The sequence below is a fragment of the Dactylosporangium sp. CA-233914 genome (assembly GCF_050942935.1).
In the GTDB taxonomy this organism is placed as follows: Bacteria; Actinomycetota; Actinomycetes; order Mycobacteriales; family Micromonosporaceae; genus Dactylosporangium.
The window spans coordinates 10338904-10363443 of the sequence record NZ_CP192030.1 but is presented as its reverse complement, the minus strand read 5'-3'; the positions used below and the strand labels follow the sequence as shown (position 1 = coordinate 10363443).

Below are 24540 nucleotides of genomic sequence, written 5' to 3'. Positions count from 1 at the left end.
TCAGTCGGCCACGTAACGGTAGGCGCCGGGGACGTATTCGCGCTGGCGGACGATGCGGTAGGTGCCGGCCGGGATGGTGATGGTGCCGTGCTCCTCGTGGACGACCCGGCCGCGGGTGACGACCTTGACGAACAGGCGGTCGATGTCGTCGCGGTCGGCCAGCAGGATGGTGTCCGGTCCGACGATCACGTGGGCATGGCCGGTGGCCTCGCCGCGGGCCAGGACCATGCGCCCCGTCCGGTCGCGCGGGGCCGGGACCGCCGTGGCGGGCACCTCCGCCTGGGCAATGGGCACCAACAGAACGTCACCTTGCCGATACACGATCGCACTCCCCTCGACGGCCGGCCATGAGTGAGCGTTGAAAGAACTCCCCGGCTCACCGGAACTGACCAGCACGATAGACGCGGGGTACGACATTTTTTCGCCCCCCGCGCGTCCGGACCCCGCAGCCTGATGGACAATGGTGGAAGAGCAACAGGAGGGGAGTATTCCCTCGCGACGGTTGTCGTCAGCACGGTGTCCCACGGTGACGTGGGGATCACACCCGGCACCGTCGGTCATCCGGCTTCGGCGGATGGCGGAAGAGACCTCCGGTGTCAACTACACAGCCCGCGCGGCCCCTCTGGGGTGGGCGCGGTCTGTGGTGTGTCTACCGGAGGTTTCTGCACGTGGACGTTGCCGGCTGGATCTGGACAGTGACTCTCGTCGGGCTGGGTGCCATCCTTCTGTTCGACCTCGCGATCGTCGCCCGTCGCCCCCATGAACCCTCCATCAAAGAGTCGACGATCTGGGTCACGGTGTACGTCGGGCTCGCCCTCCTCTTCGGCCTGTTCGTGCTGGCCCGGTGGGGCGGCGGCTATGCCGGCGAGTTCTACGCGGGATGGCTGACGGAGTACAGCCTCTCCGTCGACAACCTGTTCGTTTTCGTGATCATCCTGTCGCGGTTCAAGGTGCCGCGGCAGTACCAGCAGAAGATCCTGCTCATCGGCATCGTTCTCGCGCTCGTCATGCGCGGCGGGTTCATCGCGGTCGGCTCGGCGGCGATCAGCCGGTTCTCGTGGGTGTTCTACATCTTCGCCGCGTTCCTCATCTACACCGCGGTCAAGCTCGCCATGCAGGGCGAGACCGAGGAGGAGGACTTCAAGGAGAACGCGCTCATCCGCTGGTCGCGGCGGGTGCTGCCGATGACGCCGCAGTACCAGGAGTCGCGGCTCACCGCGCGCGACGAACGCGGGCGCCTGCACATGACGCCGATGATCGTGGTGCTCATCGCGATCGGCACGACCGACCTCATCTTCGCGCTCGACTCCATCCCGGCGATCTTCGGGCTGACGGCGGAGCCCTACCTGGTCTTCACGGCCAACGTGTTCGCGCTGATGGGGCTGCGGCAGTTGTACTTCCTGATCGGCGGCCTGCTCGACCGGCTGGTGTACCTCTCGATCGGCCTGAGCGTGGTGCTCGGCTTCATCGGCGTGAAGCTGTTCCTCGAGGCGCTGGCCGACAACAACCTGCCGTTCATCAACGGTGGCGAGCACGTCGGCTGGGCCCCGCACATCGGCATCGAGCTATCCCTGGCGGTCATCATCGGCACGCTGGCCATCACGACGGTCGCTTCACTGGTCAAGTCGAGGCGCGATGCGCGTGCGGCGGTCGCGCAACCGGACAAACTTCACAATTAAATGAAATGCCTCGCCAGGACTCGCGCTGAGCGCGAATCAGCGCCAATATGAGGTACCACGGCCGGGCGGGTGATGCATCTTGCACGAAATGACGCACCGGGGCCAGATGTCGGCCCCGGTGGTGCTGTGCCCGTTCACGCCCCGGATCTCCCCGCACGCGGACGGGGTCCAGCGCTGGTCGCTGCACTGGGCGACGCGGCACGGCCTGCTGGACCGGCCGGGTGCCCGCGCGACGTTCGCGCGGGCGAAGTTCGCCAACCTCATGTGCCGCGCGCACCCGGACGCGGGCGAGTCGGAGCTGCGCCTGGCCACCGCGTGGCTGATCAGCATCTTCGTTCTCGACGACCTGCTGGAGCGGGCCCTGGTGCGCGACCCGGAGCCGGCCCGCGCGGCCGTCGCCGAGGTCGTGCGCCTCGTGCGCGACCAGCAGCCGGCGCCGATCCTCGGCACGGCGCTGGGCCGCCCGCTCGCGGCCGCGCTCGGCGAGGTCTGGCGGCGCACCGAGCCTCGGGTCAGCCCGGCGTGGCGGGAGCGGTTCGTCGGGCACGTCGCGGACTACCTGGCCGGCACGCTGTGGGAGGCGGGCAACCGGACCTCGGACTCCCCGCCGCTGCTGGAGGAGTACCGCCGGATGCGCCACCTCAGCGCGGCGACCGACATGTTCTTCGACCTCATCGAGCCGATGCACGGCGTCGAGCTGCCGCAGGCACTGCTGGACGACCCCGACTTCGCCATCGCACGGCGCACCGCCGGCACGGTCATCGGGATCTTCAACGACCTGATCTCGTGGCCCAAGGAGGCCGCGATCGGCGACCACCACAACATCGTCTTCTCGTTCCAGCGCGAGCAGCGGCTGCCGCTGGCGGAGGCGGTGACGGCGGCGGTCGCCGAGCACGATGCGCGGGTGATCGAGTTCCAGGTGGCGCGGGCCCGGCTGGAGGCCCGGTTCTTCGACGACCCGCCGGCGATGGTGGGCATCGCCGACCTGGTGCACTGGATCCGGGGCAACCTGGACTGGTCCATGGAGTCGGGGCGTTACACGCCTGCGGACTTACCGCCACCCCGGCGGCCGGTCGACTGAGTCCCTCACCAGCCGGCGTGACATGTTCATGCTCATGGCCTCATGGCCACGACCCATCCGGGGCCGGAGCGCGTGTCATCTGGCCAGGGGGAGTGTGACGAAGGACGGGGCGAGGATCTCCTGGCGGACCTTGCGAAGCTCGATCTCGTGGCCGAGCGGGGCGCCGGTGCCCGGGTTGCGCGAGAAGCGCGGGTGGGCGCCGCCGCTGACCTGGAGGCGCACGCGTCGGCCGGCGGCGAACCGGTACGCGGTCGGCCAGAGTTCGACGTGGACGGGGGTGTCCGGGGCGCGGTCGGGCAGCGCGCGGGCCAGGCCGTCGCAGATGTTCCAGGAGCGGCCCTGCTCGTCGACCTCGCAGAGCCGGACGAACACGTCGAAGTAGGGCGCCGCCGCGTCGTCGGAGCCGGTCGTGGCGGTGGCCCGGACGATGATGTCCGCCGAGACCGGGCCGACGACGTCCAGCGGCTCGGTCAGCGGCGCCGAGGTGAACGTCAGCACGTCCGGCCGGTCCTCGAGCGTGCGGTTGTCGCGGCGCCCGGCGATCTTGCCCACCAGGCGTGGCCCGCCCAGTGCCGGTGTCGGGTCCTTGGGGTCGTAGACGAACGACCCGACGACCACGTCACCGGCACTCGCGATGGCCACACCCGCGCCGGCGCCCGCCCGGGCGATCCCCAGCCCGCCCGCGTCCGCGCTTTGACTCGCGCCCGTTGCGGTGCCCGCCCCAGCGGCGCCGCCCGGGACCGTGCTCGCGTCCGCGGCCGGGTCCGGGATCAGGGTTTCGGGGGCGGACAGGCGCCAGCGCTGGAGGATGCTCTGCGGGGGTGGCCAGTCCTTCAGCTCCAGCCAGCCGTCCGCGCCGCCCACGTGGACGCGGACCGGGTGGTCGCGGACCTGCTCCGTGCCGCCGGTGTGGGCGCGGAACCAGGCTACGGCCTCGGCGGCGGAGTGCTGGAACAGGCCCGCGCTGCCGTGGTGCCAGGGGCCGATGGTCAGGTGGGGCTGCTGGCCCGCCACGCGCAGGGCCGTGTAGTCGGCCAGCTGCCAGGGCAGGAAGATGTCGTACCAGCCGCCGATCATCAGGACCGGGGCGGTGACGTGCGGCAGGCGGTGGGCGTGGCCGCGCTGGGTCCAGTACGGGGAGGCCGGGTCGGCCTCGGCGAGCCAGCGCTGGAAGAACTCGATCTCGGCGCCGACGGTGACGCGGTCGGCCTCGGCCATCGGGACGCGGGACAGGCCGCGCTGCAGGCGGGGCTGGCCGCGCAGGAGCTCGACCGCGTTGTCCAGGCGCGGGCCGCGCTGGGCCTCCAGGAGGGCCGACCACGTCAGGACGGTGTCGAGTGAGAACGCGCCGCCGGCGTAGGTGGGCGGGCCGAAGTCGGACGCGGTGACGATCGTCGCCATGGCCTTGAGCTCGTCGCCGGCCTCGGCGGCGAGGGCCCACTGGACGAAGCCGACGTAGCTCGGGCCGTAGGTGAGCAGGCGGCCGTCGTACCACGGCTGGCGCCGCAGCCACTCCAGCGTGTCGAGGCCGTCCTCGCGCTCCTGCAGCAGCGGCTCGAACGTGCCGCTGGAGTCGGCGGTGCCGCGGCAGGACTGGATGAGCACGTTGAAGCCGCGCTGGGCCACGGCCCGGCAGAGGATGCTGACCGGGGCGCCGCGGCCGTAGGGGGTGCGGACCAGCACCGTGGGCACGTCGGCGGACACGGCGGGCGCGTAGTGGTCGGCGCGCAGGTTGGCGCCGTCGCGCATGCGGATCGGGATGGCCCGCGTGACCCGGACCCGGCCCGTCACCGCGGGCGGGAGCTTCAGCAGACGACCAACCGGATCCAGTCTCATGCGTCCCGAGCGTAGCGTCAGCCCCGGCCGGCCATGCCCGCCACGACCGCTTGGCCAGGCCTCAACCGACCATGAGGTACGAAACCAGGCCCTAGCCGAGGCCTTTGACGTCTGCCTCCGCCAGGCCGCGGACGGCCGCGACGGTGTCCGCCTCCGCCCCGGCGGCCGTGCGGGTGGCGGCGGACAGCGGCACCCAGGGCTCGACGGTCAGCTCGAGCCGCTTGCGGACCGCCTTCGCCCGCCAGGTTCCGGCGATCTCGCCGTCCACCAGCAGTACGCCGGGATTGCCGAGCACCCGCCAGACCTCCTTGGCCCGGTCCTTCCCGGGCACCAGCACGGTGCGGTCGCGCGCCTGCAGGAACGGGTCGGACGGCGGCAGCAGCCGCACGCCGCGCACGTCAGGGGCGGCGAGCAGCACGTCCAGGCACTCGGCCGGCAGCCAGGTCCGGTGGCCGTCGACCGAGACCTCGGCGAGGTCCGCGGGCCAGATCGGCCTGAGGGCGGCGACGGTCGTCCCGAGGTACTTCGCGACGTCCCCGGCGGTGGCCGGCCCGAGGATGCGCAGGTAGGCGCGCACGAACTCGGTCGTCCCGGCCGCCTTCGCCGGCAGCGGCGGGCGGGGCTCGATCGGCGCCAGGACCGTCTTGGCCGCGTCCTCGTCGAGGCGGACCCCGCCGCCGAGGCCGGCCTGCTGGAGCAGACCGCCGGAAATGTGCCGGGCGCCACACGGCTTGCAGTCGTAGGTGAGCTCGGGTGGTACCCGCTCGCTGACCGCGCGGCTCACGTCGCCCTTCGCCGACGGCCGGCGTACGACATCCCGCAACGCCTGCGCCGTCACCCGGAACGCCTCGACGCCCAGCTCGAACGCGGCCGGCGGCAGCTGGCCGGTGGCGAACCGCGACGCGGCGTCGGCGTCGGCGAGCGGCCACAGCGCCCCGGCCAGGGCGGGCAGGTCGGCCGGGCGGTGCAGGTGCGGCGCGCCGCGGGTCGTCCAGGCCAGCACCAGGTCGCCGGCGAGCGGCTCGGTGCAGCGGGTGGCGAGCGCCTGGCGGGCGGTGCCGGCCGGGACGTTGGGCACGCCGAGGTCGAGCACGCCGAGGACTTCGGGGCCGCCGGCGCGGCGCTCGTGCAAGTCGTTGGTGACCGTCCGGTATGCCATGACCCGGGCCCGGCCGATCTGCGGCACGCTGCTCACGGTGGTCATTCTCGGCCCTTGCGGGAGTTCTTGCGCTCCCTGGCGGCGCGGGTGCACGATCGATACATGACCGGCGAGCGCTTCACGGACACGGAGCTTGCGTTCCTGCGCCATGCCCGGTTCGGCGAGCTGCCGGCCCAGGTCCGGCCCGAGGACCGGGTCGAGATCGAGGAGACCGACCCGCCGCGGGCCTGGCTGGACATCGGGCCCAGCCCCGAGCAGATGCGGGCGACGCAGGCCGGAGCCGCCTGAGATACGCCGGGCCGCGGAATATCCCCCAAACGGGGCAAACACCGCACAAGCTGTCCGACCGGGACTGCCCCGCGGATGACTCAATCGCCGGGTGAGCACGGTAGAGCAGTTCGCATACGGCTGGCTGACGCCCGCGCTGGCTCTGGCGATGTCGATCCTCGGCTGCCTGCTCGGCACGTACCTCGCCGGCCGCTCCCGGGCCTCCACCGGCGCCAGCCGGGCGCGCTGGCTGACGCTGTCCGCCGTCGCGATCGGGGCCGAGGGGACCTGGGTTCCGCACTTCATGGCGATGCTGGGCGTCGACGTGCCGCAGACCGTCGTGCGGTACGACATCTTGACCACCGCCCTCGGGCTCGGCATCGCCATGGTCGTGTACTGCCTGGGGCTCTACATCGTCGGCTACGGCCGCCCGGGCGCCTGGAAACTCCTGCCGGCCGGCGTGCTCACCGGCCTCGGCCTGACCACGGTGTACGCGACCGGGCCGATGTCGATGCGGGTCGCCGGAATCGTCGAGTACGAGCCGCGGACGCTGCTCGTCGCCGCGGTGGCCGCGATCGTCGGGGCGAGCGTGACGCTGTGGTGCGCGTGCGTGGTGCGGGGGACCGCCGCGATGCTGTGCGCCTCCGTGATCATGGCGCTCGCCGTGTGCAGCACCCACTACGCGGTGATGGCGGCGGTACGCGTCCAGCCGGCCGCCGCAACCGCCGAGGTCCCCGGCGTCTCGCTCTTCGCGATGCTCGCCCCGGTCTGCGTGCTGGCCTGCCTGCTGCTGTCCGGGCTGGCGTACTGCACCGTCGGCTTCACCGTCCGTCAGGACACCGCGACGGAGGAGGCGCTGCTGCGCCGGGCCCGGGACATGTACTCCGTCGCCACCCTGGCCCGCGCCTGCGCCAACCGGCACCGGGAAACGGAAAGGGACCGCGGCATCGCCGCGGTCCCCTCCCATCGATAGCGCGGGCTACTTGAGCGCGGCGGCAGGGTCGGCGGCCACCTGGGCCAGCTTCTCCGGCGTCACCGAGCCGATGAGCACCCGGCCGTCGTCGGTGAACAGAACGCTCACCAGCTTGCTGTTGAACGTGCGGCCACCGTTGCCGGCGGGCAGTTGCCCGATGGCGTCCTGGGCCTTCTTCTGCTCCTCGGACGGCGCGCCCTGGCCCGCGTCCGAGGTCCGCATCACCAGGACCGACGCCCAGCCGGTACCGATGACGGCGGTCTTGGGCTTGTCGGCCGAACCCGGCTGCTGCTCGGCCTGCTTGCCCTGGTGCTCCTGCTTGGCCTGGTCCTCGGTCACGTCGGTGACCTTGGTGCCGGCCGGCGGGTTGAACGTGAACTCGGCGTCGTCGGGCCGGGCGAAGTTCACCGAGGTGAACGCCACCTCGAACGCGGGATTGGCGGTGCCGCGGGGCAGCACCTGCACCCGCAGCGGCAGCTTCTTCTCCGCGTCGATCGCCAGGCGCACCTCACCGACCAGCGACGCCGTGTCGCGCGGGCGGAGGACGAGCTCGTAGGCGTTACGGCCGGCGATCTTCGCCGAGTTGCCGGTCGAGACCTGCGTGGTCGGGTCGATCGCCTTCAGCGCCAGGTCGGCGGCCTCCTGCGGCGACTTCGGCAGGTCGCTCGGCGAAGGCACGGCGCCCGCCGCGTCCTTCTCCGGCGTGCCGGTGAAGTGCCTGGCCTCCTTGGCCTGGCTGTCCCAGATCCAGGTGTCGGAGCCGTTGTGGATGACGTCGCTCTGCCCCTGCGTGCCCAGCAGTGACACCCGCGCCCGGTCGGGGCCCGAGTACCACACGCGCAGGGTGTGCTTGCCGGACACCAGCGACGTCAAGTTGGCGCTCTGTTCGCCGGTGAGCAGCGGGATCGCCGGCAGGCCGAGGTCGGCACGTTCGACCACGGTGCCGGACAGCCCGTCGAGACTGGCCGTCTGCAGATCGACCAGCAGCTGTGCGGCGGTGCGCGGCGGCAGGTCGGGTTCGGCGGCGACGGCGAGGGTCTTCGCTGCCACGCCAGCACCGACCACAGCGACCGCAGCAGCCGCGGGCACCGCCCACCGAAGGACGGGTCGTGACGTGAAGTTGGACATTGGTTGCACCTCCTGCCAACCATGGTGCGTGGACCCGGCTGTGACATCGCTGAGACCGTCTGTGTCGTGCCACAGGCGAGCATGCCACGCTGGTATGCGTGCGGCTGCTGGTGGTAGAGGACGAGATTCGCATGGCCAACGCGCTCCAGCGGGGCCTGCAGGCGGAGGGCTTCGCCGTGGACGTGGCCGGCGACGGGCCCACCGGGCTGGAGATGGCTCGCCACGGAGGCTACGACGCCGTCATTCTGGACATCATGCTGCCCGGCTTGTCCGGGTATCGTGTGGTGCAGACCCTGCGCGCCGAGAAGAACTGGGTGCCGGTGCTGATGCTCTCGGCCAAGGACGGCGAGTACGACCAGGCCGACGGGCTCGACTGCGGCGCCGACGACTACCTGACCAAGCCGTTCTCCTACGTCGTGCTGGTCGCCCGCCTCCGTGCCCTCCTGCGCCGCGGCGCCCCCGAGCGCCCCAGCGTCCTGACCGTCGGCGAGCTGACCCTGGACCCCGCCCGCCGCCGCGTCACCAGCGCCGGCGACGAGATCGTCCTCACCGCGCGGGAGTATGCGCTGCTGGAGTACCTCATGCGCCGCCCGGGCCAGGTCGTGTCCAAGACCGAGCTGCTCGACCACGTCTGGGACGCCAGCGTCGACACCGCGCCCAACGCCGTCGAGGTCTACGTGGGGTACCTGCGCCGCAAGCTCGGCCGCGACCTCCTCGAGACCGTCCGCGGCGCCGGCTACCGGCTGCGCACATGAGGTGGTGGGCCTCCCTCTCACTCCGTGGCCGCCTGATCCTGCTCGGCACCACGGGGCTCGTCGTCGGTCTGAGCATCGCGGGCGCGGCGATGGCGATCGCGATGACGTACAGTTTCCGCGGCTCCCTCGACCGCTCCGCCGACAGCACTGTGACGGAGATCTCCGCCCTGCTCGACGAGGGCGGGAAGCTTCCCGAGACCCTGCCGGCCCCCGCCAACCAGGTCGTGCAGATCCTCGACCCGCAGCAGCACAGTGTTCTGGCCGGTGATCAGAACGCCGATCTGCTCGTACCCCTGCTGCGCGGCCCCGAGGTCGACCGCGCCCTGCACGGGGAGCGCGTCGAGGTCCCCGGCGACCGCGCCGTCCAGCCCGACAGCCTGCGGGTCACCGCCCACCAGGTCCCCGACGGCCGGATCATCCTCGTCGCCGTGCCGCTGGGCGACTACCACCGCAGCCTCGACCTGCTCAAGGACGCCCTCTGGGTGACGTATCCGGCGCTCATCGTCGTCCTCGTCGCCATCGCCTGGCGAGTCGTCGGCGCCGCCCTGGCCCCGGTCGACCGCCTGCGCCTCGGCGCCGAGCGCATCACCGGCGCCGCCACCGACGAACGCCTGCCGGTTCCCCCGTCCAGCGACGAGATCCAGCGCCTGGCGATCACCCTGAACCACATGCTCGACCGCCTGGCCGTGTCCCGCGCCCGGCAGCGCTCCTTCATCGCCGACGCCGCCCACGAACTTCGAAGCCCGCTCGCCTCGATCCGCATCCAGATCGAGGTCGCGCAGAAGCTCGGCGACTGGGCCGCGGTCTCCGACGACGTCCTGACCGACCTGGACCGCCTGACCCGCCTGGTCGACGACCTGCTGCTGCTCGCACGCGCGGACGCCTCGGACCCGAGGCGTTCGGCTGTGGAGCCGGTGGAGCTGCACTCGTTGCTGACGACGCTCGCGAAGCGGTACGACACTGTCACCGTCGACCCCGGCGAGCCCCTGTGGACGGAGGGTGACCCGGACGCCCTGCACCGCATCGTCCTCAACCTGGTCGACAATGCCGTGCGCCACGCCCGCGACCGCGTGGCCCTGGCCGTCGTGGCCGAGAACGCGACCGAGGTCCTGCTGACGGTCACCGACGACGGCAGGGGCATCCCGGCGCCCCTGCGCGAGCGCGTATTCGACCGCTTCGCCCGCCTGGACGACGGCCGCGCCCGGGACGCCGGCGGCAGCGGCCTGGGTCTGGCGATCGTCCTGGAGCTCGTACGCCGCCACGGTGGCACGGTCCGCCTGGCCGACGCCCGCCCCGGCGTGAGAGCCGAGGTCCGCCTGCCCCGCCTCCCCGAGGTCACCTGATCGCGTCTTCCGTCCCGGACCGGACGATTTTCGCCGCGTCCTGGACCTCTTCCCGTCCTGAACCCCATTCCGACCCCTCTCCGTCCCGACCCCTCTCCGTCCCGACCTTTCCGGTCCCGACCCTTTCCGGTCCCGACCCCTTTCCGTCCCGGAGCTTTTCTGTCTCGAAGCGGATCGGTTCCGTCCCGGAGCGGACTGTTTCCGTCCTGGAGCGGGCCGGACACCCGGCGTGTCAGACGTGCGTCCCGATCGCTGTCTGGCTCGGCCGGGCTCCGCCTGCTCCCGCCGGTCGCTGATCGGCGTCGCTCACTGTTGGTCGAAGCTGATGTCCTTCGTGTCGACGGTCCCGCCGCGGCGGCCGGGAGCGCTCTGCCAGTCCCAATACATGTTCGTGTGCGCGACGACCTGCTCGGGGGCGGGTGCGCCGTAGGCGGTGAGGTCCTCTGTTGTGTGCGCATCGCCGACGAGGGTGGCGTCGTAGCCGCGCACCATCGCGCCGTGCAGCGTCGAGCGGATGCAGGCATCGGTCTGCGCGCCGGTGACGACCAGCCGGCCGACGCCGTGCTCGGCCAGGTGCTTCTCCAAGTCAGTGTCTTCGAACGAGTCGAAGTAGTGCTTGTGCACCAGCGGCTCCGACTCCAGCCGGATTAGCTCCGGCACGTATTGCCAGTTGTCGCCGCCCTCCGGGAGGTTCTCGTCGGAGTGCTGCACCCACACGACCGGCACGCCCTCGGCGCGGGCCTTGTCGAGCAAGGTGTTGATGTTGGCGATGACGGTGTCCCGGTTGTGGGTGCCGTTCACGGTTCCGTTCTGCACGTCGATCACGAGGAGCGCGGTGTTCGGCCGGTCGGAGAGCGTCGTCATGGACCTCACCGTAAACGGCGACCTTGACAGTGTCAAGGTGACAGTGTCAGGATAGAGTCATGACCGCTACGGGATGGACACTGGATGAGCTGATCGGCGAGGTCGCCGCGCAGCTCGACAGCACGCCCTATGCGGGCGCGCCGAACGGGCGGGTGCGCGACGTACCCGACGCCCGGGCGGTGCGCTGGTATACGACCATCGGCCTGGTGGACCGCCCGCAGATGCGAGGACGGACGGCGTTCTACGGGCCGCGGCACCTGCTGCAGCTGATGGCGATCAAGCTGCGGCAGTCCCAGGGCTTCAAGATCGCCGAGATTCAGGCGGAGCTAGCCCAGGCCCCCGACGACGTGCTGCAGCGCATCGCGGAGCTACCGGCGACTCCGGTCCCGCCCGCGAAGCCGTCGGCCCCCAGCCCGGAGGTGAGGTTCTGGGCGGAGCCGCCGGCGGAATATGTGCGGCCGGCGCCGGTGCCGCCGCGGAGACTGGAATCTGGGGCCGCCACGTCCGGGCTGCTCAGCGGCGTTCCGCTGGGCGGGGGAGTGGTTCTGCTGCTGCCCGCGACGCCCACCGTCGATGATCTCGCGGCCGTCCGGAGCGCGGCCCGTGAGCTGATGGAAACGCTGGCCGCCCGGGGGCTTGTAGTGCCGGACGACGACGGGCCGGCCACCGGCGGGCGACAGGCCGACGCGCGACGACGAGTCCACCGCGACGAGCCGGACGAGCGGCAGCCCGAGCCGGTTACTCATGGGGGCGTGGCAACCGGCGAGGCGACCGACCACATGGCGAACGAGACGACGAAGGGGAGAGGAAAGGCCAGATGAGACTCGCGACGATGACCGACGACGAGGCGCGGACGTTCGCCGCACCCGCCGAAGATGCCGGGCTGGGTGCGCTGCGCACCGAGCGCGGCAACCTGCCGCTCGACCGGCTTGAGGTGCGGGCCTCGATCACCGGACTGGTCGCCCGCACCGATCTCACGCAGGAGTTCGTCAACGTCCACCGCGAACCGCTCGAAGCGACGTATATCTTCCCGCTGCCAGATCGGGCGGCTGTGGTCCGCATGACCATGACCGCCGACGGCCGGGTCGTCGAGGCCGAGCTTCAGGAGCGCGCCGCGGCTCGCCAGGCATATGACACCGCCATCGCCGCCGGGCAGCGCGCCTCGATCGCCGAGGAGGAGCGCCCCGACGTGTTCACCATGCGCGTCGGCAACATCCTGCCCGGCGAGCGCGTCAGCGTGCGGCTGTCCCTCGTCGGCCCGCTCGCGTTCGAAGACGGCGAAGCGACGTATCGGTTCCCGCTGGTGGTCGCGCCGCGGTACATCCCCGGCGGCACGCTCGACGATGACAGTGTCGGCGACGGTGTCGCACTGGACACCGACGCGGTCCCGGACGCCTCGCGCATCACCCCACCGGTGCTGCTGCCCGGCTTCCCCAACCCGCTGCGCCTGTCGATCGACGTCGACATCGACCCGGCGGGCCTGCCCCTCGGTGGCGTGCGCTCCAGCCTGCACGCGGTCGAAGAGGCGGAAAACCACGTGTCCGTGCTGCCCGGGGACCGCGCCAACCGCGACTTCGTCCTTCGCCTGGCCTACGGCTCCGGCGCCCAGAGCCTCGCGCTCGTGCCCGACGCGGAGGGCGACGAGGGCACCTATCGCCTCACGATTCTCCCGCCCGAGCCCGACGCCCCGCCGCGCCCCCGGGACGTGGTGCTGCTCCTGGACCGCTCGGGCAGCATGGGCGGCTGGAAGATGGTCGCCGCCCGCCGGGCCGCGGCCCGGATCGTCGACACCCTCGACGCCCAGGACCGCTTTGCCGTCCTCGCCTTCGACGACCGCGTGGAGACGCCGGAGTCGCTGGGCTCGGGCCTGTCCGACGGCACCGACCGCAACCGCTACCGCGCCGTCGAGCACCTGGCCCGCGTCGATGCCCGCGGCGGCACCGAGCTGCTGGAGCCCTTGCTGGAGGCCTTGCGCCTGCTGACCCCGGAGTCGGCCCGGCCCGGCCCGGGCGCGGCGGACACCGGCTCCGGCACGGCACGCACCGGTCCCGCCACGTCGCACACGGGCGGCGGGTCCAGGAGTGTCGCGCGTGACCGGGTGCTCGTCCTGGTGACGGACGGCCAGGTCGGCAACGAGGACCAGATCCTGCGCACGGTCACCGCGTCGCTGCAGGGCGTTCGAGTCCACACCGTCGGCATCGACCAAGCGGTCAATGCCGGGTTCCTGGGCCGCCTCGCCATAGCCGGCGGCGGACGCTGTGAACTGGTCGAGAGCGAGGACCGGCTCGACGAGGCCATGGACCACATCCACCGCCGGATCGGCGCACCGGCCATCACCAGCGTGTCCATCGCGCCCGCCGGTGCCTCGACCGCTACGGCCACCGCTGCAACGGCTGCTGGTTCGGCCGGCTCCGCGTCGTCGCTGGAGCTGCTCGACGACACCCGCACGCCGGCCCGACTGCCGGACGTCTTCCCGGGCGTGCCGTTCGTGGTAACCGGGCGATACCGCGGTCCGGCCACCGGCGCCCTGGTCGTCACCGGCACCACCCGCGACGGCCGCGCCTGGTCGGCGACGGTTCAGGGCGAGCACCACGACGCTGCGGCCCTGACCTCGGTTTGGGCGCGGGCGCTGCTGCGGGACCTTGAGGACCGTTATGTTGCCGGGACGCACGCCAGCGGCCCGCTGGAGACCCAGATCACGGGGATCTCGCTGCGCTTCGGCGTGCTGTGCCGCTTCACCGCCTTCGTGGCGGTCGACAGCCGGGTCGTCACCGAGGGCGGGGAGCCCCGCAAGGTCACCCAGCCGGTGGAGACACCGGCGGGCTGGGAGCTGCCCAAGGCCGTCGCGCCCCCGCCGCTGCAGCCGGTGTCCGCCGTGACGCACCTTGGCTCCGCCGCGGGCTACGGCGGTGGCGGCGCGTATCCGATGGCGGCTCGCCCGCTCGCGATGCCCGCTCCGATGCCCGGTGCGCCGGCGGCCGCGCCCCCGCCGGCTCCGGTCGGCGGCGTCGTGAGCCGCAAGCGGGGCTCGTCCCGCCGGGCCTTCATGCAGGACGTGGATGCCGAGGACCGCTTCGCGGGCGTCGATGTCCGCGAGCTCGCGGCCCAGGAGGCGGCGCGGTTGCGCGAGGCGGAGGATCGCCCGGAGTTCGAGCGGCGCGAGCTGCTGGAGGACCTGGGCTCCCGCCTGGCCGCCCTGGCCATCCCGGCGCTGCGCGCCCTGGCGGAGGCCCTGACCCCCGAGGCCATCGCCGCCCGGCCCTTCGAGGAGGTGTGGCAGTTCGTGCTGACCGAGCTCGACCGCGCGGCCGGGGGCGGCCGTTCGGAAACGTCCCGCGCGACGTTCTGGAGGCGCTGACGAGCGAGCGCCCCGCCGCACGTCGCCGCTCCTGAGCGCGTGCGGCGGGACGGGGCACGATGTGATGGTCAGGCCGGCGAACCGCGCAGCAGTTAACCGACAACGCAATGTCCCCTGCCCTCACCCGCACCAAGATCCGCGAGAAGGCAGCTACGACCGGCCCCGACCCACCCGACTACTGGCACTCCCGCTCGGACCGAGCCTGCCTCGCCGATCAACCAGGTCGGCGAACGCCAGCCGCTGGCGGCCACCGGGCGGCACGGTCAGTTACCGGGCGACGATTCGACGACCCCCGCTAAGTATCAACACCACCCCGGTCAAGAACCAAAGCGCCGCAATCACGAGCATCGTCCAATGACCGAACCTACGCTTGGATGAGACAACGGCACCATCGAGGACCCCGGATTCCGACGAACAACCTCCATGAGTTGCTCGGTTTGTCGCACCGTCTTCCGCCACCGCCATCTGCCCTGATCGCGCCGCGAATCCCGGGACAGGAATGCCTCGACATCGATGGCCCGGCCAGTGGACGTCTTCAGATAAACGCGTTCTCGTTCGACCCCGCCAGCCCCGACGATCGCTGCGCGCAGAATGGTGTGGGTGCTGAATGAGTTGTGAACAAACACCCAGTCACCGTCCACAATGACAGATACAGACGGTCCGATGAAGTACCCGATAGTCAAGACCAGGCGGCAGATCGACCCAGCCATGAACACCAGGATGTAGGCCATCCCGGCAGCGCTCACCGCCATGAGGATCATGGACGGCACTCCAACGCGTCGCTGCTTATATCGCAGCAACGCGGCGACGTGGAGCTTGGCGAATCAGGCGGTTGGCCAGGCTTCGGCCAGGAGTTTGCGGGTGTCGGTCAGGAGTTGGGGGAGGACCTTTGTACGGCCGACCACCGGCATGAAGTTTGTGTCGCCGCCCCACCTCGGGACGATGTGCTGGTGCAGGTGGGCCGCGATTCCTGCCCCGGCCACGGCGCCCTGGTTCATGCCCAGGTTGAAGCCGTGTGCGCCGCTCACCCGGCGGATTGTTCGCATCGCCGTCTGGGTGAAGGATGCCACCTCGGCTGTCTCGGCTTCGGTCAGGTCGGTGTAGTCGGCGATGTGGCGGTACGGGACGACCATGAGGTGGCCTGGGTTGTACGGGTACAGGTTCAAGATCGCGTAGACGACGTCGCCGCGGGCTACTACCAGGCTTTCGTCCGGCGGGGCGGCCGGGGCCCGGCAGAACGGGCACCCGGCCGGCTCGTCGTGGTCGTCGGCTCGATCCTCACCCCTGATGTACGCCATCCGGTGGGGCGTCCACAGGCGCTCCAGTTCGTCCGGCTCGCCGGGGTTGGTCACTCGGGGGTCCCGGCGGCGGGGGCGGAGGGGCCGGTGTTCGTGCGGGAACGGACGACGTCCGCCACGTGGGCGACCGCCTCGGCGAGGGGGACGCCGTTGCGCTGCGAGCCGTCGCGGTAGCGGAAGCTCACGGTGCCGCCGGCGACGTCGTCGTCGCCGGCGATGGCCATGAACGGGATCTTCTGCTGCTGGGCGTTGCGGATCTTCTTCTGCATGCGCTCGTCGGAGTGGTCGACCTCGACGCGGATGCCCTCCTTGCGCAGGAGGTCGGCGAAGTCGAACAGGTAGTCGGCGTGGTCGGCGCGGATTGGGATGCCGACGACCTGGACGGGGGCGAGCCACGCCGGGAAGGCGCCCGCGTAGTGCTCGGTGAGGACGCCGAAGAAGCGTTCGATCGAGCCGAAGAGAGCGCGGTGGATCATGACGGGCTGCTGGCGGGAGCCGTCGGAGGCCTGGTACTCCAGGCCGAAGCGCTTCGGCTGGTTGAAGTCGACCTGGATGGTCGACATCTGCCAGGTGCGGCCGATGGCGTCCTTGGCCTGCACGGAGATCTTCGGGCCGTAGAAGGCCGCGCCGCCCGGGTCCGGGACGAGATCCAGGCCGGAGGCCTCGGCGGCGGCGCGCAGGGCCTCGGTCGCCTCTTCCCAGTCGGCGTCGTCGCCGATGAACTTCGGGGAGTCGTCGCGGGTGGACAGCTCCAGGTAGAAGTCGTCGAGGCCGTAGTCGCGCAGGAGATCCAGGACGAACTGCAGCAGGGAGCGCAGTTCGCCGGGCATCTGCTCCTTGGTGCAGTAGATGTGCGAGTCGTCCTGCGTCATGCCGCGCACGCGGGTCAGGCCGTGCACGACGCCGGACTTCTCGTAGCGGTACACGGTGCCGAACTCGAACAGCCGCAGCGGCAGCTCGCGGTAGGAGCGGCCACGGGCCCGGAAGATCAGGTTGTGCATCGGGCAGTTCATGGCCTTGAGGTAGTACTCCGCGCCCTCCATCTCCATGGGCGGGAACATGGTGTCGGCGTAGTACGGCAGGTGGCCCGAGGTCTGGAACAGGTTCGACTTGCTGATGTGCGGGGTGTTGACGAACTCGTAGCCCGACTCGTGGTGGCGCTGGCGGGAATACTGCTCCATCTCCCGGCGGATGATCCCGCCCTTGGGGTGGAACACCGCGAGGCCCGAGCCGAGCTCGTCCGGGAAGCTGAACAGGTCGAGGTCGGCGCCGAGCTTGCGGTGGTCGCGCCGGGCCGCCTCCTCCAGCAGCTTCTGGTACTCCTTGAGCGCGTCCCGCGTCGGCCACGCCGTGCCGTAGATGCGCTGCAGCTGCGGGTTCTTCTCCGAACCGCGCCAGTAGGCCGCCGCGCTGCGCATGAGCTTGAACGCGGGGATCATGCGGGTCGAGGGCAGGTGCGGGCCGCGGCACAGGTCGGACCAGCAGACCTTGTCCGACTGGGCGTCGAGGTTGTCGTAGATCGTCAGCTCGCCGCCGCCGACCTCCATCACCTCGGACGTGTCGACATCGGACTTGACGTCGACGAGCTCCAGCTTGAACGGCTCGTTGGCGAGCTCGGCCTTGGCCTGCTCGACGGAGTCGAAGCGCCGGCGGCGGAAGCGCTGGCCCGCCTTGATGATCTCCTGCATGCGCTTCTCGAGCTTGTCGAGGTCGTCGGGCTGGAACGGCTTGCCGACCTGGAAGTCGTAGTAGAAGCCGTTCTCGATCGGCGGGCCGATGCCGAGCTTGGCCTCGGGGAAGACGTCCTGCACGGCCTGGGCGAGCACGTGCGCGGCCGAGTGGCGCAGCACGTTGAGCCCGTCGGGGCTGCCCATGTCGACCGCGTCGACCTCGGTGTCGATCTGCGGCACCCAGTCCAGGTCGCGCAGCCGGTCGCCGTCGCGGACCACGACGATCGCCTTCGGGCCGCTGGTGGGCAGCCCGGCCGCGGCGACCGCGGCGGCCGCCGTCGTGCCGGCCGTGACCACGATGCGCGGTGGGGCTTCGGTATTCGAGCGCACTGCGGACACGGGCTGCTCCCAAGCATCAAAGAGGTCGGTTTTCCACCCCGATGCTATCCAGCGCCCTACCGCAGGGCCGCGAACACCCCACCGGCCACCAGCGCGCCGACGATCGTGCCCACGGCGACCTGCGCGGCCGTGTGGTCCTTCAGCTGGACTCGCGACCAGCCCACGGCGGCGACCAGCGGCACGGTGGCGAGCATCTGCATGCCGTACACCATCGAAAGGATCACCACCGACCCCGCCGCCACCGCCGCGTGGATCGACATCTTCCACCAGTGGTTGACCAGCGCGGCGACGACCAGTCCGACCCCGCCGGCGCCGACCGCGGCCAGCAGCTCACGGTGCGCGCCGGCGAGCAGCAGCACGACGAGCCCGAGCACCACCGACCCCATCCCGACCAGCAGCGGGACGAGCCGCTGGCGCCGGTCGCCGATGTGGTGGTCGGTGATCCTTCCGGTCCGCACGCCGCGCAGGATGTAGAGGTACGGCAGGAGGCTTTCGAACAGTGCCGCCACCACGCCGAGCGCCAGGCCGCGCCCGAGGCGGCCGGGCTCGCTGTGGATGCCCAGCAGCACCAGCAGTACCGAAACCAGCACCGCGGGCGCGAACGCCTCGGTCAGCCATCGGGCGATCCGCTCCCTGATCACCGCAGCACCCTATCGGCTCCAGACCGCGGTCATGGCGCGCTGAACCCCACAGAAGCGGAGAATTCTCAGGGGTGCGTGAATCGGCGCGGGTCGCTACCGTGGGCGCTCGGTGACCACCTACTACCAGCCGCAGCCGGCGCGGTACCGCGCCCCCGCGCCCCGGCCGCGGCGCCGCCACGCGCCCGTCGCGGCCCGGCCCCGGCCGAAGGCCGACCGTTTCCGCCCCGACATCGAGGGCCTGCGCGCCGTCGCGGTGCTGCTCGTCGTGCTCAGCCACGCCGGGGTGACGGCGCTGGCCGGTGGGTACGTCGGCGTCGACGTCTTCTTCGTCATCTCCGGCTTCCTCATCACCCTGCACCTCTTCCGCGAGCTGCAGCAGACCGGCCGCATCCGCTTCGGCGCCTTCTACGGCCGCCGCATGGTCCGCCTCCTGCCCGCCTCGACCCTCGTGGTGCTCACCACCGTCGCCGCCGCCTGGGCCTGGATGTCGCCGCTGGCCGCCCGGGCCGTGAACTACGACGCGCTCACCGCCGCCGCGTATGGCATCAACGTCCGCCTCGCCGCCCAGGGCACCGACTACCTCTCCGCCGAGCGGGAGCCGTCGCCGCTGCAGCACTTCTGGTCCCTCGCGGTGGAGGAGCAGTTCTACTTCATCTGGCCGGTGCTGCTCGTGCTGGCGGCCGGGGCCTGGATGAAGGGCGCCCAGCGGCTGCGGGCCGCGATCGCGCTGAGCACGCTCGCGGTCGCGTCGTTCGCGGTGTGCGTGTGGCAGACGACGGCCGCGCAGCCGTGGGCGTACTTCGGAATCCAGGCCCGCGCCTGGGAGCTGGCCGCCGGTGCGCTCGTCGCCCTCGGCGCGGCCGCCCTCGCCCGGCTGCCCGGGGTCCTCGCCGCCCTGGCGACCTGGGTGGGGCTTGCCATGATCGTCGCGAGCGCGGTGCTGTACGCCGAGCAAACCCTGTTCCCCGGAAAGGCCGCCCTGCTCCCGGTCGCCGGGGCGGCCCTCGTCGTGGCCGGCGGCTGCGCGGGCCCGGCCGGCGGGGCGCGGCTGCTACTGGGCACGGCGCCGCTGCAGTTCTTCGGCAAGCTGTCCTACAGCTGGTACCTCTGGCACTGGCCGGCGCTCATACTCGCCCCGCACATCGCCGGCGGCGAGCTGAACCAGTGGGCGAAGCTCGCGGTCGCCGCCGGCACCCTGCTGCCGGCCTGGCTGTCGATGCGCCTGGTGGAGAACCGTATCCGGTTCAGTCCCGTGTTCAAGCGCCGGCCCGGGCGCGGGCTGCTGCTCGGGGCCACCACCACGGCCTTCGCCGTCGGCGCCGCGGTCATCCTGCTCGGGCTGCCGATGCGCGTGCAGGGCGAGGGCACCGCGCAGGACACCGCCGCCGTCGTCTCCGAGGCCGACCGGCTCGAGGAGGCCCGCAAGCAGCTGCTGCGGCTCATCCAGGACGGTGCGACGCTCACCGCGATGCCGCAGAACCTGACCCCGCCGGTGACCTCGGCCGCCAAGGACCTACCCCAGGGCGACAAGGGCTGCCTGGCCTCCCTCGACGACAGCTCCACCGCGGCCGCCCTGGCCCAGGGCTGCGACAAGCACGGCGACCCGGCCGGAAAATCGGTCGTGGTGCTCTTCGGCGACTCGCACACCGAGCAGTGGTTCGACGCCATGGACGCGGTCGCCAGGAAGCGGCACTGGCGCCTGGTGGTGCTGGCCAAGAGCGGCTGCACCCCCGCGGATGCGCTGACCATCAAAGTCAATTCGCGGCGGGCGTACAGCGAGTGCGCCAGTTGGCGCGAGGACGCCTTCAAGGTGATCACCCGCCTCAAGCCGGCCATGGTCGTGCTGTCGACGCGCACGTACACCGACCCGCCGGTCAACGCCCAGGGCGCCCCGACGGTCGAGAAGGCCAAGGCGGACGCGGCCTGGGCCACCGCGACGATGGACTCGGCGACCCGGATCGCCAAGCTCGGCGCCAAGCCGGTCGTGCTGCAGGACACGCCCGACCCGCACGGCGTGGCCGTGCCCGACTGCGTCGCCGCCCACCCGGCCGCGGTCGCGCAGTGCGCGCTGAAGGTGCCGACCGCGATCTACGCGGGCCGGACCGCGGCGATCGCCGAAGCCGCCCAGGCCGCGGGCGTCACGGTGGTCGACCCGACCGAATGGTTCTGCACGGCGCAGGTGTGCCCGGCGATCATCGGCAACGCGCTGGTGTACCGCGACGGCAGCCACGTCACGGCCAGCTACATCCGCCTGCTCACACCCCTGCTCCAGGCCGCTCTGCCGGTGTAGTCATGGGAGTACTACGCTGTGTGGTCGCGCGGAGGCCGAAATTTCGATGGGTGTTGTAGCGTGTGATTCAAGCGGAGCGGCGCCGCACGAGGCCCGCATGGCGCGGTCCGCCGACGTTCTGTCGCCTCGTTGGGTAGCAGCTGTGGGCAGGTTGGTCGGTCTGGTGGCGGTGTACGGCTCGGCGCCGGAGTCGTTGTCCGGGTTCGCGGTCGGATACGTGAGTGCGGACGGGCGGGAGCTGCGGGACGACCCGGCGGCTCCCACCTCGGCCGTTACTCATCTCAGGCGGGACGGAAGCGGATGAAGTCCACCTCGTCCGCGGTGGTGGCAAAATCAACCTGCCAGCGCCCGGCCCCAAGCGTGATGACGCCTACCCCGTCATTCGCCGGAATCTGCGCCGGATCCGCGGCCCCCTCGGCAGCGGAATCGAACATGAAAAGGCGACCGTCGGTCAGCGAGATGACGTCCACTCCGACAGAACGCCAGCTCCCTGTGGGAACCTTCGCGGGATCGTCATCGGCCGCACTGATCGACGAGCGCACGAGTACCCCGCCCTCGCCGTCCGCCTCGAACCACGTGAGGATCTCACCGTCCAGGATCAGGACCGGCTGACCCTGGACATCGACCCACCCGAAGCCACCGTACGGCGTTCCCTCGAAGACCGGCGGATCGCATGCCCGGTCATAGTCACACTCCGGGCCGTCCGCATTACCCCAGGTCCACCCGTCAGGGAGCGCAACGCCTGCGGGAGGCGACGTCCCCCGCCAGTGCTCGGCAATCTCTGCCGGGACCACGATGATTGGTCCGCCGCCTGAATTTGTCCACGGTCGGCCGCGTTCATCGATATTGGACCCCACGGCACCTCCAGCTGATCTTCCTGTGTCACACAACTTGCGCGACCTTGACGAGCGTTCCATGCGCAGGCAATGGATGAGCCAGCACTGGCGCGGCGCATTGAAGCAGCGCGACCTCCGTGCCGCGAAACTACGCGGTGTTGCGCAGCGCCGCTGACCAAGCTCTTTGACGACACCAGCAGCCGCGGCCCAGGCCACGACCGATGACCGACCGTTTCTCCGCGAATCTCTTCCGTCGCAGCTCATCGCCCCGTAGGGCGGATCAGATTCGCTGAGAACAGTGGACCGGCGCTCGCGTGCGCATCGGACCAGGCACCGAGCCGCCTCGGCAGCCTTCCCAGCCGCATGCCTGGCTGGGTTCGGCGCCTGATCAGCCGAGGTCGGCCGGTGTGGCGGTGAGGGTGATCGGCATCGCGGTGAAGCCCTTGAGGCTCAGGCTGTCGCGCCGCTGGGGCGCGCCGGCCAGGCTCAGGTCCGGGAAGCGGGCGAGCAGCGCGGGCAGCGCGATCTGGCCCTCGAGCCGGGCCAGGGGCGCGCCGAGGCAGTAGTGGATGCCGCCGCCGAAGGACAGCGGGGCGTTGTCGGGCCGGTCCAGCCGCAGCTCGTCCGGGTCGGCGAAGCGCTGCGGGTCGCGGTTGCCGGCTCCGAGGTACGCGACGATCCGCTCGCCTTCCTCGATCGTCACGCCCGCGACGTCGACGTCGGCCATGACCAGGCGGCTGGCGATCTGGACCGGGCTGTCGTAGCGCAGCAGTTCCTCGACCGCCGCCTCCGGGTGCTCGGCGAGGACGTCCCGCTGGCCGGGGTTGGCCAGCAGCGCGACCAGCCCGTTGGACAGCAGGTTGGTGGTGGTCTCGAAGCCGGCGGCGAAGAGCAGCGCGGCGCTGCTGAGGACCTCCTCGTCGGTGAGGCGGTCGTCGGCGGCCTGGGCCTGGGTGAGCGCGCTGAGCAGGTCGTCGGCCGGGTCCTTGCGGCGCTCGTCGAGCAGACCGCCGAGGTACTCCCGGATCGTCGCCGCGGCCGGGTCGGCCCGCGCCAGGACCTCGGGCGTGATCACCTCCAGCACCTGGGTCCAGTCGCGGACCAGGGTCTGGAACTGGGCGCGGTCCGCGGCCGGCACGCCGAGCAGCTCGCCGATGACCGCGACCGGCAGCGGGAACGCGAACTCCGCCACGAAGTCGACCGGCCGGCCGGCGTCGGCGGCCATGGCGTCGAGGAGGTCGGCGACCATGCGCTCGATCGCGGGGCGCAGGGCGGCGACGCGGCGGGCGGTGAAGGCCGAGCTGACCAGGCGCCGCAGCCGGGTGTGGTCCGGCGGGTTGAGGGCCAGCATGCTCGTGAACAGCTGGAGCAGCGCCGGGTGGTCGCGCCAGTCGGGGAAGCCGACGGCGGCCAGCAGGTCGGGGGGCAGGTGGCCGAAGCGGGCGTCGCGGACCACGGTCTGGCAGTCGTCGTAGCCGGTCACGACCAGGGCGCCGTCCTCGGCCCGCACGATCGGGGAGATCTGGCGCAGGCGGGCGTAGCGCGGATACGGGTCCTCCCGGCCCGTCATCGTGGTCAGTTCGTCCAGCAGCCTCAGCACTTCGTCGTTCTGCACGATTTCCGCCACCCGCCCACCATAGTTCGCATTCGTCGGCAGCGATGTCCGCGTTGGCCGCGGGGAGGGGTGAAGGGCGAGGTGAGGGTGGCCGGGGCGCGGAATTCGTCGGCAGCGATGTCCGCGTTGGCCGCGGGGAGGGGTGAAGGGCGAGGTGAGGGCAGCGCGGGGAGGGACGAGACGCGGTGGGGGACGTGGGTGGCGGGTGCGGAGAGCCCGGGAACGGCGTGATGCCAGGGGACGGGGATGTCGGCGCGGCGATCGGGGACGGGGGACCGTTACGGATCGGTCAGCGGAAGCGGCTGATTCGCTCGAAGGACGGGTCGAAGTGGCGCTCCACGCGGGCGCGGCCGTCCTTCCACCAGCCGGCCGCCTCCGCCAGGTCGTCGGCCGCCGGGGAGTCGGCGTCGACGTAGTAGTGCAGCGTCCGCGCGCCGCGGCTCGTCTCGTGGGCCAGCAGCACCCCGTCGGCGCCGGCGGCCGTGGACAGGGCGGTGTCCTCGAACTCGCGCAGGGCGGCCAGGGACTCGGTCTCCGGCAGGCCGCCCGCGTTCTGGTGCTGGTACGGCAGCGTGATCGCCACATGCGTGTCGAACCAGGGCCAGCGCACCGGCCGCAGCGGGCGCTGCACAGTGGCGAGCAGGGGGCTGCCGTCGGGCAGGTCGGTGCGCAGGAGGACCCACTGCGGCGTGCGGTGCTCGGATCGCAGCGCCTCCACCGCGGCGGCGAGCGCGTGCGGGTCGGCGGCGTCCGGCGGCTCGGCGGTCTGCCAGGAGATGGCGCCGATCCACTCCTCGACGCCGTCCTCGCCGAGCAGCCAGTCCAGGGTCAGGAACGTGACGCGGCCGCGGACCTCCTCGCCGAGCATGCGGAAGCCGGGGTGGTAGGCGACGACGTCGAGTTCGGGCGAGCCGGCGTCGCGGGTGAAGGCGAAGCGCAGCTGGGTCAGGTCGAGCTGGACGCCGTCGCCGAGGCCGATCGTGCTGCTGAGCATCTCCGGGTCGGGCTGGCGCGCGGTGTGATACTCCCAGGTGGCGTCGGCGGGCGGGGCGAGGGCGCCCCAGCGGGCGGCGACCGGGCGCAGGTCCGCGACGCCGGCGGCGGAGACCACGAGGGCGTGCCGGGCGGTGCTGCCGCGGGCGAACTCCCACTCCAGGCCGGGGTGGATCGCCTCGACGCGGCGGGAGAACTGCGGGGTGAGGGCGGCCCAGCCACCGCCGGAGATGGCCGCCTCGACGTCGGCGCGCACGGTCGGCCACCACGCCCAGAAGTCCACGATCGCGCCGCCGTCGCCGGCCTTCCGCTTCGATCGCCCGAAGATCACGGCACTCACCCTAACGGTGATCCC

21 protein-coding genes are annotated in these 24540 nt (G+C 71.6%); 9 read left to right on the top strand and 12 right to left on the bottom strand.

Going from position 1 to position 24540, the window contains the following annotated elements:
* Positions 1-294: a hypothetical protein gene (locus ACQPY0_RS45885; protein ID WP_432975737.1), complete on the bottom strand. Its 294-nt coding sequence runs from the start codon at positions 292-294 to the stop codon at positions 1-3.
* Positions 295-668: 374 nt separating this feature from the next.
* Here ACQPY0_RS45885 and ACQPY0_RS45880 point away from each other — a divergent pair, with 374 nt between their 5' ends.
* Entirely contained in the window at positions 669-1679 is a 1011-nt protein-coding gene (locus ACQPY0_RS45880) for a TerC family protein (protein WP_432975734.1), read from the top strand.
* An 88-nt stretch (positions 1680-1767) separates the two neighbouring features.
* Positions 1768-2760, top strand: a complete 993-nt coding sequence (locus ACQPY0_RS45875; RefSeq protein ID WP_432975731.1) for a terpene synthase family protein — start codon at positions 1768-1770, stop codon at positions 2758-2760.
* A gap of 75 nt (positions 2761-2835) precedes the next feature.
* Here the strand turns inward: ACQPY0_RS45875 and ACQPY0_RS45870 are convergent, their stop codons facing one another.
* Together ACQPY0_RS45870 and ACQPY0_RS45865 are read right to left on the bottom strand one after the other, a co-directional pair.
* A complete protein-coding gene (locus tag ACQPY0_RS45870; protein ID WP_432975728.1) occupies positions 2836-4596 on the bottom strand; it encodes a CocE/NonD family hydrolase in 1761 nt (586 codons plus the stop codon).
* A gap of 91 nt (positions 4597-4687) precedes the next feature.
* Positions 4688-5791, bottom strand: coding sequence for a winged helix DNA-binding domain-containing protein (locus ACQPY0_RS45865; protein WP_432975725.1), 1104 nt, complete (start codon positions 5789-5791; stop codon positions 4688-4690).
* A gap of 18 nt (positions 5792-5809) precedes the next feature.
* Here ACQPY0_RS45865 and ACQPY0_RS45860 point away from each other — a divergent pair, with 18 nt between their 5' ends.
* Together ACQPY0_RS45860 and ACQPY0_RS45855 are read left to right on the top strand one after the other, a co-directional pair.
* Complete coding sequence (locus ACQPY0_RS45860; RefSeq protein WP_432975722.1) at positions 5810-6043, top strand: hypothetical protein; 234 nt, start codon at positions 5810-5812, stop codon at positions 6041-6043.
* Between the two features lie 91 nt (positions 6044-6134).
* Positions 6135-6995, top strand: a complete 861-nt coding sequence (locus ACQPY0_RS45855) for an MHYT domain-containing protein (protein ID WP_432975719.1) — start codon at positions 6135-6137, stop codon at positions 6993-6995.
* Positions 6996-7001: 6 nt separating this feature from the next.
* On the opposite strand, the gene ACQPY0_RS45850 is transcribed toward ACQPY0_RS45855, so the two are convergent.
* Positions 7002-8123, bottom strand: coding sequence for a LolA family protein (locus tag ACQPY0_RS45850; RefSeq protein ID WP_432975716.1), 1122 nt, complete (start codon positions 8121-8123; stop codon positions 7002-7004).
* A gap of 98 nt (positions 8124-8221) precedes the next feature.
* Here ACQPY0_RS45850 and ACQPY0_RS45845 point away from each other — a divergent pair, with 98 nt between their 5' ends.
* Both ACQPY0_RS45845 and ACQPY0_RS45840 read left to right on the top strand, forming a co-directional pair.
* Positions 8222-8878, top strand: a complete 657-nt coding sequence (locus ACQPY0_RS45845) for a response regulator transcription factor (RefSeq protein WP_432975713.1) — start codon at positions 8222-8224, stop codon at positions 8876-8878.
* A complete protein-coding gene (locus tag ACQPY0_RS45840; RefSeq protein WP_432975710.1) occupies positions 8875-10221 on the top strand; it encodes an ATP-binding protein in 1347 nt (448 codons plus the stop codon). The genes ACQPY0_RS45845 and ACQPY0_RS45840 overlap by 4 nt, the downstream gene beginning before the upstream one ends.
* 306 nt (positions 10222-10527) lie before the next feature.
* Here ACQPY0_RS45840 and ACQPY0_RS45835 read toward each other — a convergent pair whose 3' ends face one another.
* Complete coding sequence (locus ACQPY0_RS45835; RefSeq protein ID WP_432975707.1) at positions 10528-11085, bottom strand: cysteine hydrolase family protein; 558 nt, start codon at positions 11083-11085, stop codon at positions 10528-10530.
* A gap of 59 nt (positions 11086-11144) precedes the next feature.
* Here ACQPY0_RS45835 and ACQPY0_RS45830 point away from each other — a divergent pair, with 59 nt between their 5' ends.
* Both ACQPY0_RS45830 and ACQPY0_RS45825 read left to right on the top strand, forming a co-directional pair.
* Positions 11145-11906, top strand: a complete 762-nt coding sequence (locus tag ACQPY0_RS45830) for a MerR family transcriptional regulator (protein WP_432975704.1) — start codon at positions 11145-11147, stop codon at positions 11904-11906.
* Positions 11903-14443, top strand: coding sequence for a VIT domain-containing protein (locus ACQPY0_RS45825; RefSeq protein WP_432975701.1), 2541 nt, complete (start codon positions 11903-11905; stop codon positions 14441-14443). Before ACQPY0_RS45830 ends, ACQPY0_RS45825 begins: the two co-directional genes overlap by 4 nt.
* Positions 14444-14781: 338 nt before the next feature.
* Here ACQPY0_RS45825 and ACQPY0_RS45820 read toward each other — a convergent pair whose 3' ends face one another.
* The 4 genes from ACQPY0_RS45820 to ACQPY0_RS45805 all read right to left on the bottom strand — a co-directional run bounded on the left by ACQPY0_RS45820 (position 14782) and on the right by ACQPY0_RS45805 (position 18451).
* Positions 14782-15204, bottom strand: a complete 423-nt coding sequence (locus ACQPY0_RS45820; RefSeq protein ID WP_432975698.1) for a hypothetical protein — start codon at positions 15202-15204, stop codon at positions 14782-14784.
* Positions 15205-15267: 63 nt separating this feature from the next.
* Positions 15268-15741, bottom strand: a complete 474-nt coding sequence (locus ACQPY0_RS45815) for an HIT family protein (protein WP_432995653.1) — start codon at positions 15739-15741, stop codon at positions 15268-15270.
* A 50-nt stretch (positions 15742-15791) separates the two neighbouring features.
* On the bottom strand, positions 15792-17801 hold the full coding sequence (gene thrS / locus ACQPY0_RS45810) for a threonine--tRNA ligase (protein WP_432995651.1): 2010 nt from the start codon (positions 17799-17801) through the stop codon (positions 15792-15794).
* A 65-nt stretch (positions 17802-17866) separates the two neighbouring features.
* Positions 17867-18451, bottom strand: coding sequence for a phosphoesterase PA-phosphatase (locus ACQPY0_RS45805; RefSeq protein ID WP_432975695.1), 585 nt, complete (start codon positions 18449-18451; stop codon positions 17867-17869).
* 109 nt (positions 18452-18560) lie between these two features.
* Here ACQPY0_RS45805 and ACQPY0_RS45800 point away from each other — a divergent pair, with 109 nt between their 5' ends.
* Positions 18561-20741, top strand: coding sequence for an acyltransferase family protein (locus ACQPY0_RS45800; protein ID WP_432975692.1), 2181 nt, complete (start codon positions 18561-18563; stop codon positions 20739-20741).
* A gap of 281 nt (positions 20742-21022) precedes the next feature.
* Here ACQPY0_RS45800 and ACQPY0_RS45795 read toward each other — a convergent pair whose 3' ends face one another.
* The 3 genes from ACQPY0_RS45795 to ACQPY0_RS45785 all read right to left on the bottom strand — a co-directional run bounded on the left by ACQPY0_RS45795 (position 21023) and on the right by ACQPY0_RS45785 (position 24516).
* Positions 21023-21598: a hypothetical protein gene (locus tag ACQPY0_RS45795; protein ID WP_432975689.1), complete on the bottom strand. Its 576-nt coding sequence runs from the start codon at positions 21596-21598 to the stop codon at positions 21023-21025.
* Between the two features lie 367 nt (positions 21599-21965).
* On the bottom strand, positions 21966-23147 hold the full coding sequence (locus ACQPY0_RS45790) for a cytochrome P450 (RefSeq protein ID WP_432995649.1): 1182 nt from the start codon (positions 23145-23147) through the stop codon (positions 21966-21968).
* 334 nt (positions 23148-23481) lie between these two features.
* Positions 23482-24516, bottom strand: coding sequence for a DUF695 domain-containing protein (locus tag ACQPY0_RS45785; RefSeq protein WP_432975686.1), 1035 nt, complete (start codon positions 24514-24516; stop codon positions 23482-23484).
* Positions 24517-24540: the final 24 nt, after the last annotated feature.

Bases quoted from the DNA above. Each gene is read 5' to 3' on its own strand.
- ACQPY0_RS45825 (WP_432975701.1), top strand. From the start codon at position 11,903: ATGAGACTCGCGACGATGACCGACGACGAGGCGCGGACGTTCGCCGCA.
- ACQPY0_RS45870 (WP_432975728.1), bottom strand. From the start codon at position 4,596: ATGAGACTGGATCCGGTTGGTCGTCTGCTGAAGCTCCCGCCCGCGGTG.
- ACQPY0_RS45850 (WP_432975716.1), bottom strand. From the start codon at position 8,123: ATGTCCAACTTCACGTCACGACCCGTCCTTCGGTGGGCGGTGCCCGCG.
- ACQPY0_RS45835 (WP_432975707.1), bottom strand. From the start codon at position 11,085: ATGACGACGCTCTCCGACCGGCCGAACACCGCGCTCCTCGTGATCGAC.
- ACQPY0_RS45840 (WP_432975710.1), top strand. From the start codon at position 8,875: ATGAGGTGGTGGGCCTCCCTCTCACTCCGTGGCCGCCTGATCCTGCTC.
- ACQPY0_RS45875 (WP_432975731.1), top strand. From the start codon at position 1,768: ATGACGCACCGGGGCCAGATGTCGGCCCCGGTGGTGCTGTGCCCGTTC.
- ACQPY0_RS45820 (WP_432975698.1), bottom strand. From the start codon at position 15,204: ATGATCCTCATGGCGGTGAGCGCTGCCGGGATGGCCTACATCCTGGTG.
- ACQPY0_RS45830 (WP_432975704.1), top strand. From the start codon at position 11,145: ATGACCGCTACGGGATGGACACTGGATGAGCTGATCGGCGAGGTCGCC.
- ACQPY0_RS45790 (WP_432995649.1), bottom strand. From the start codon at position 23,147: ATGACGGGCCGGGAGGACCCGTATCCGCGCTACGCCCGCCTGCGCCAG.
- ACQPY0_RS45815 (WP_432995653.1), bottom strand. From the start codon at position 15,741: ATGGCGTACATCAGGGGTGAGGATCGAGCCGACGACCACGACGAGCCG.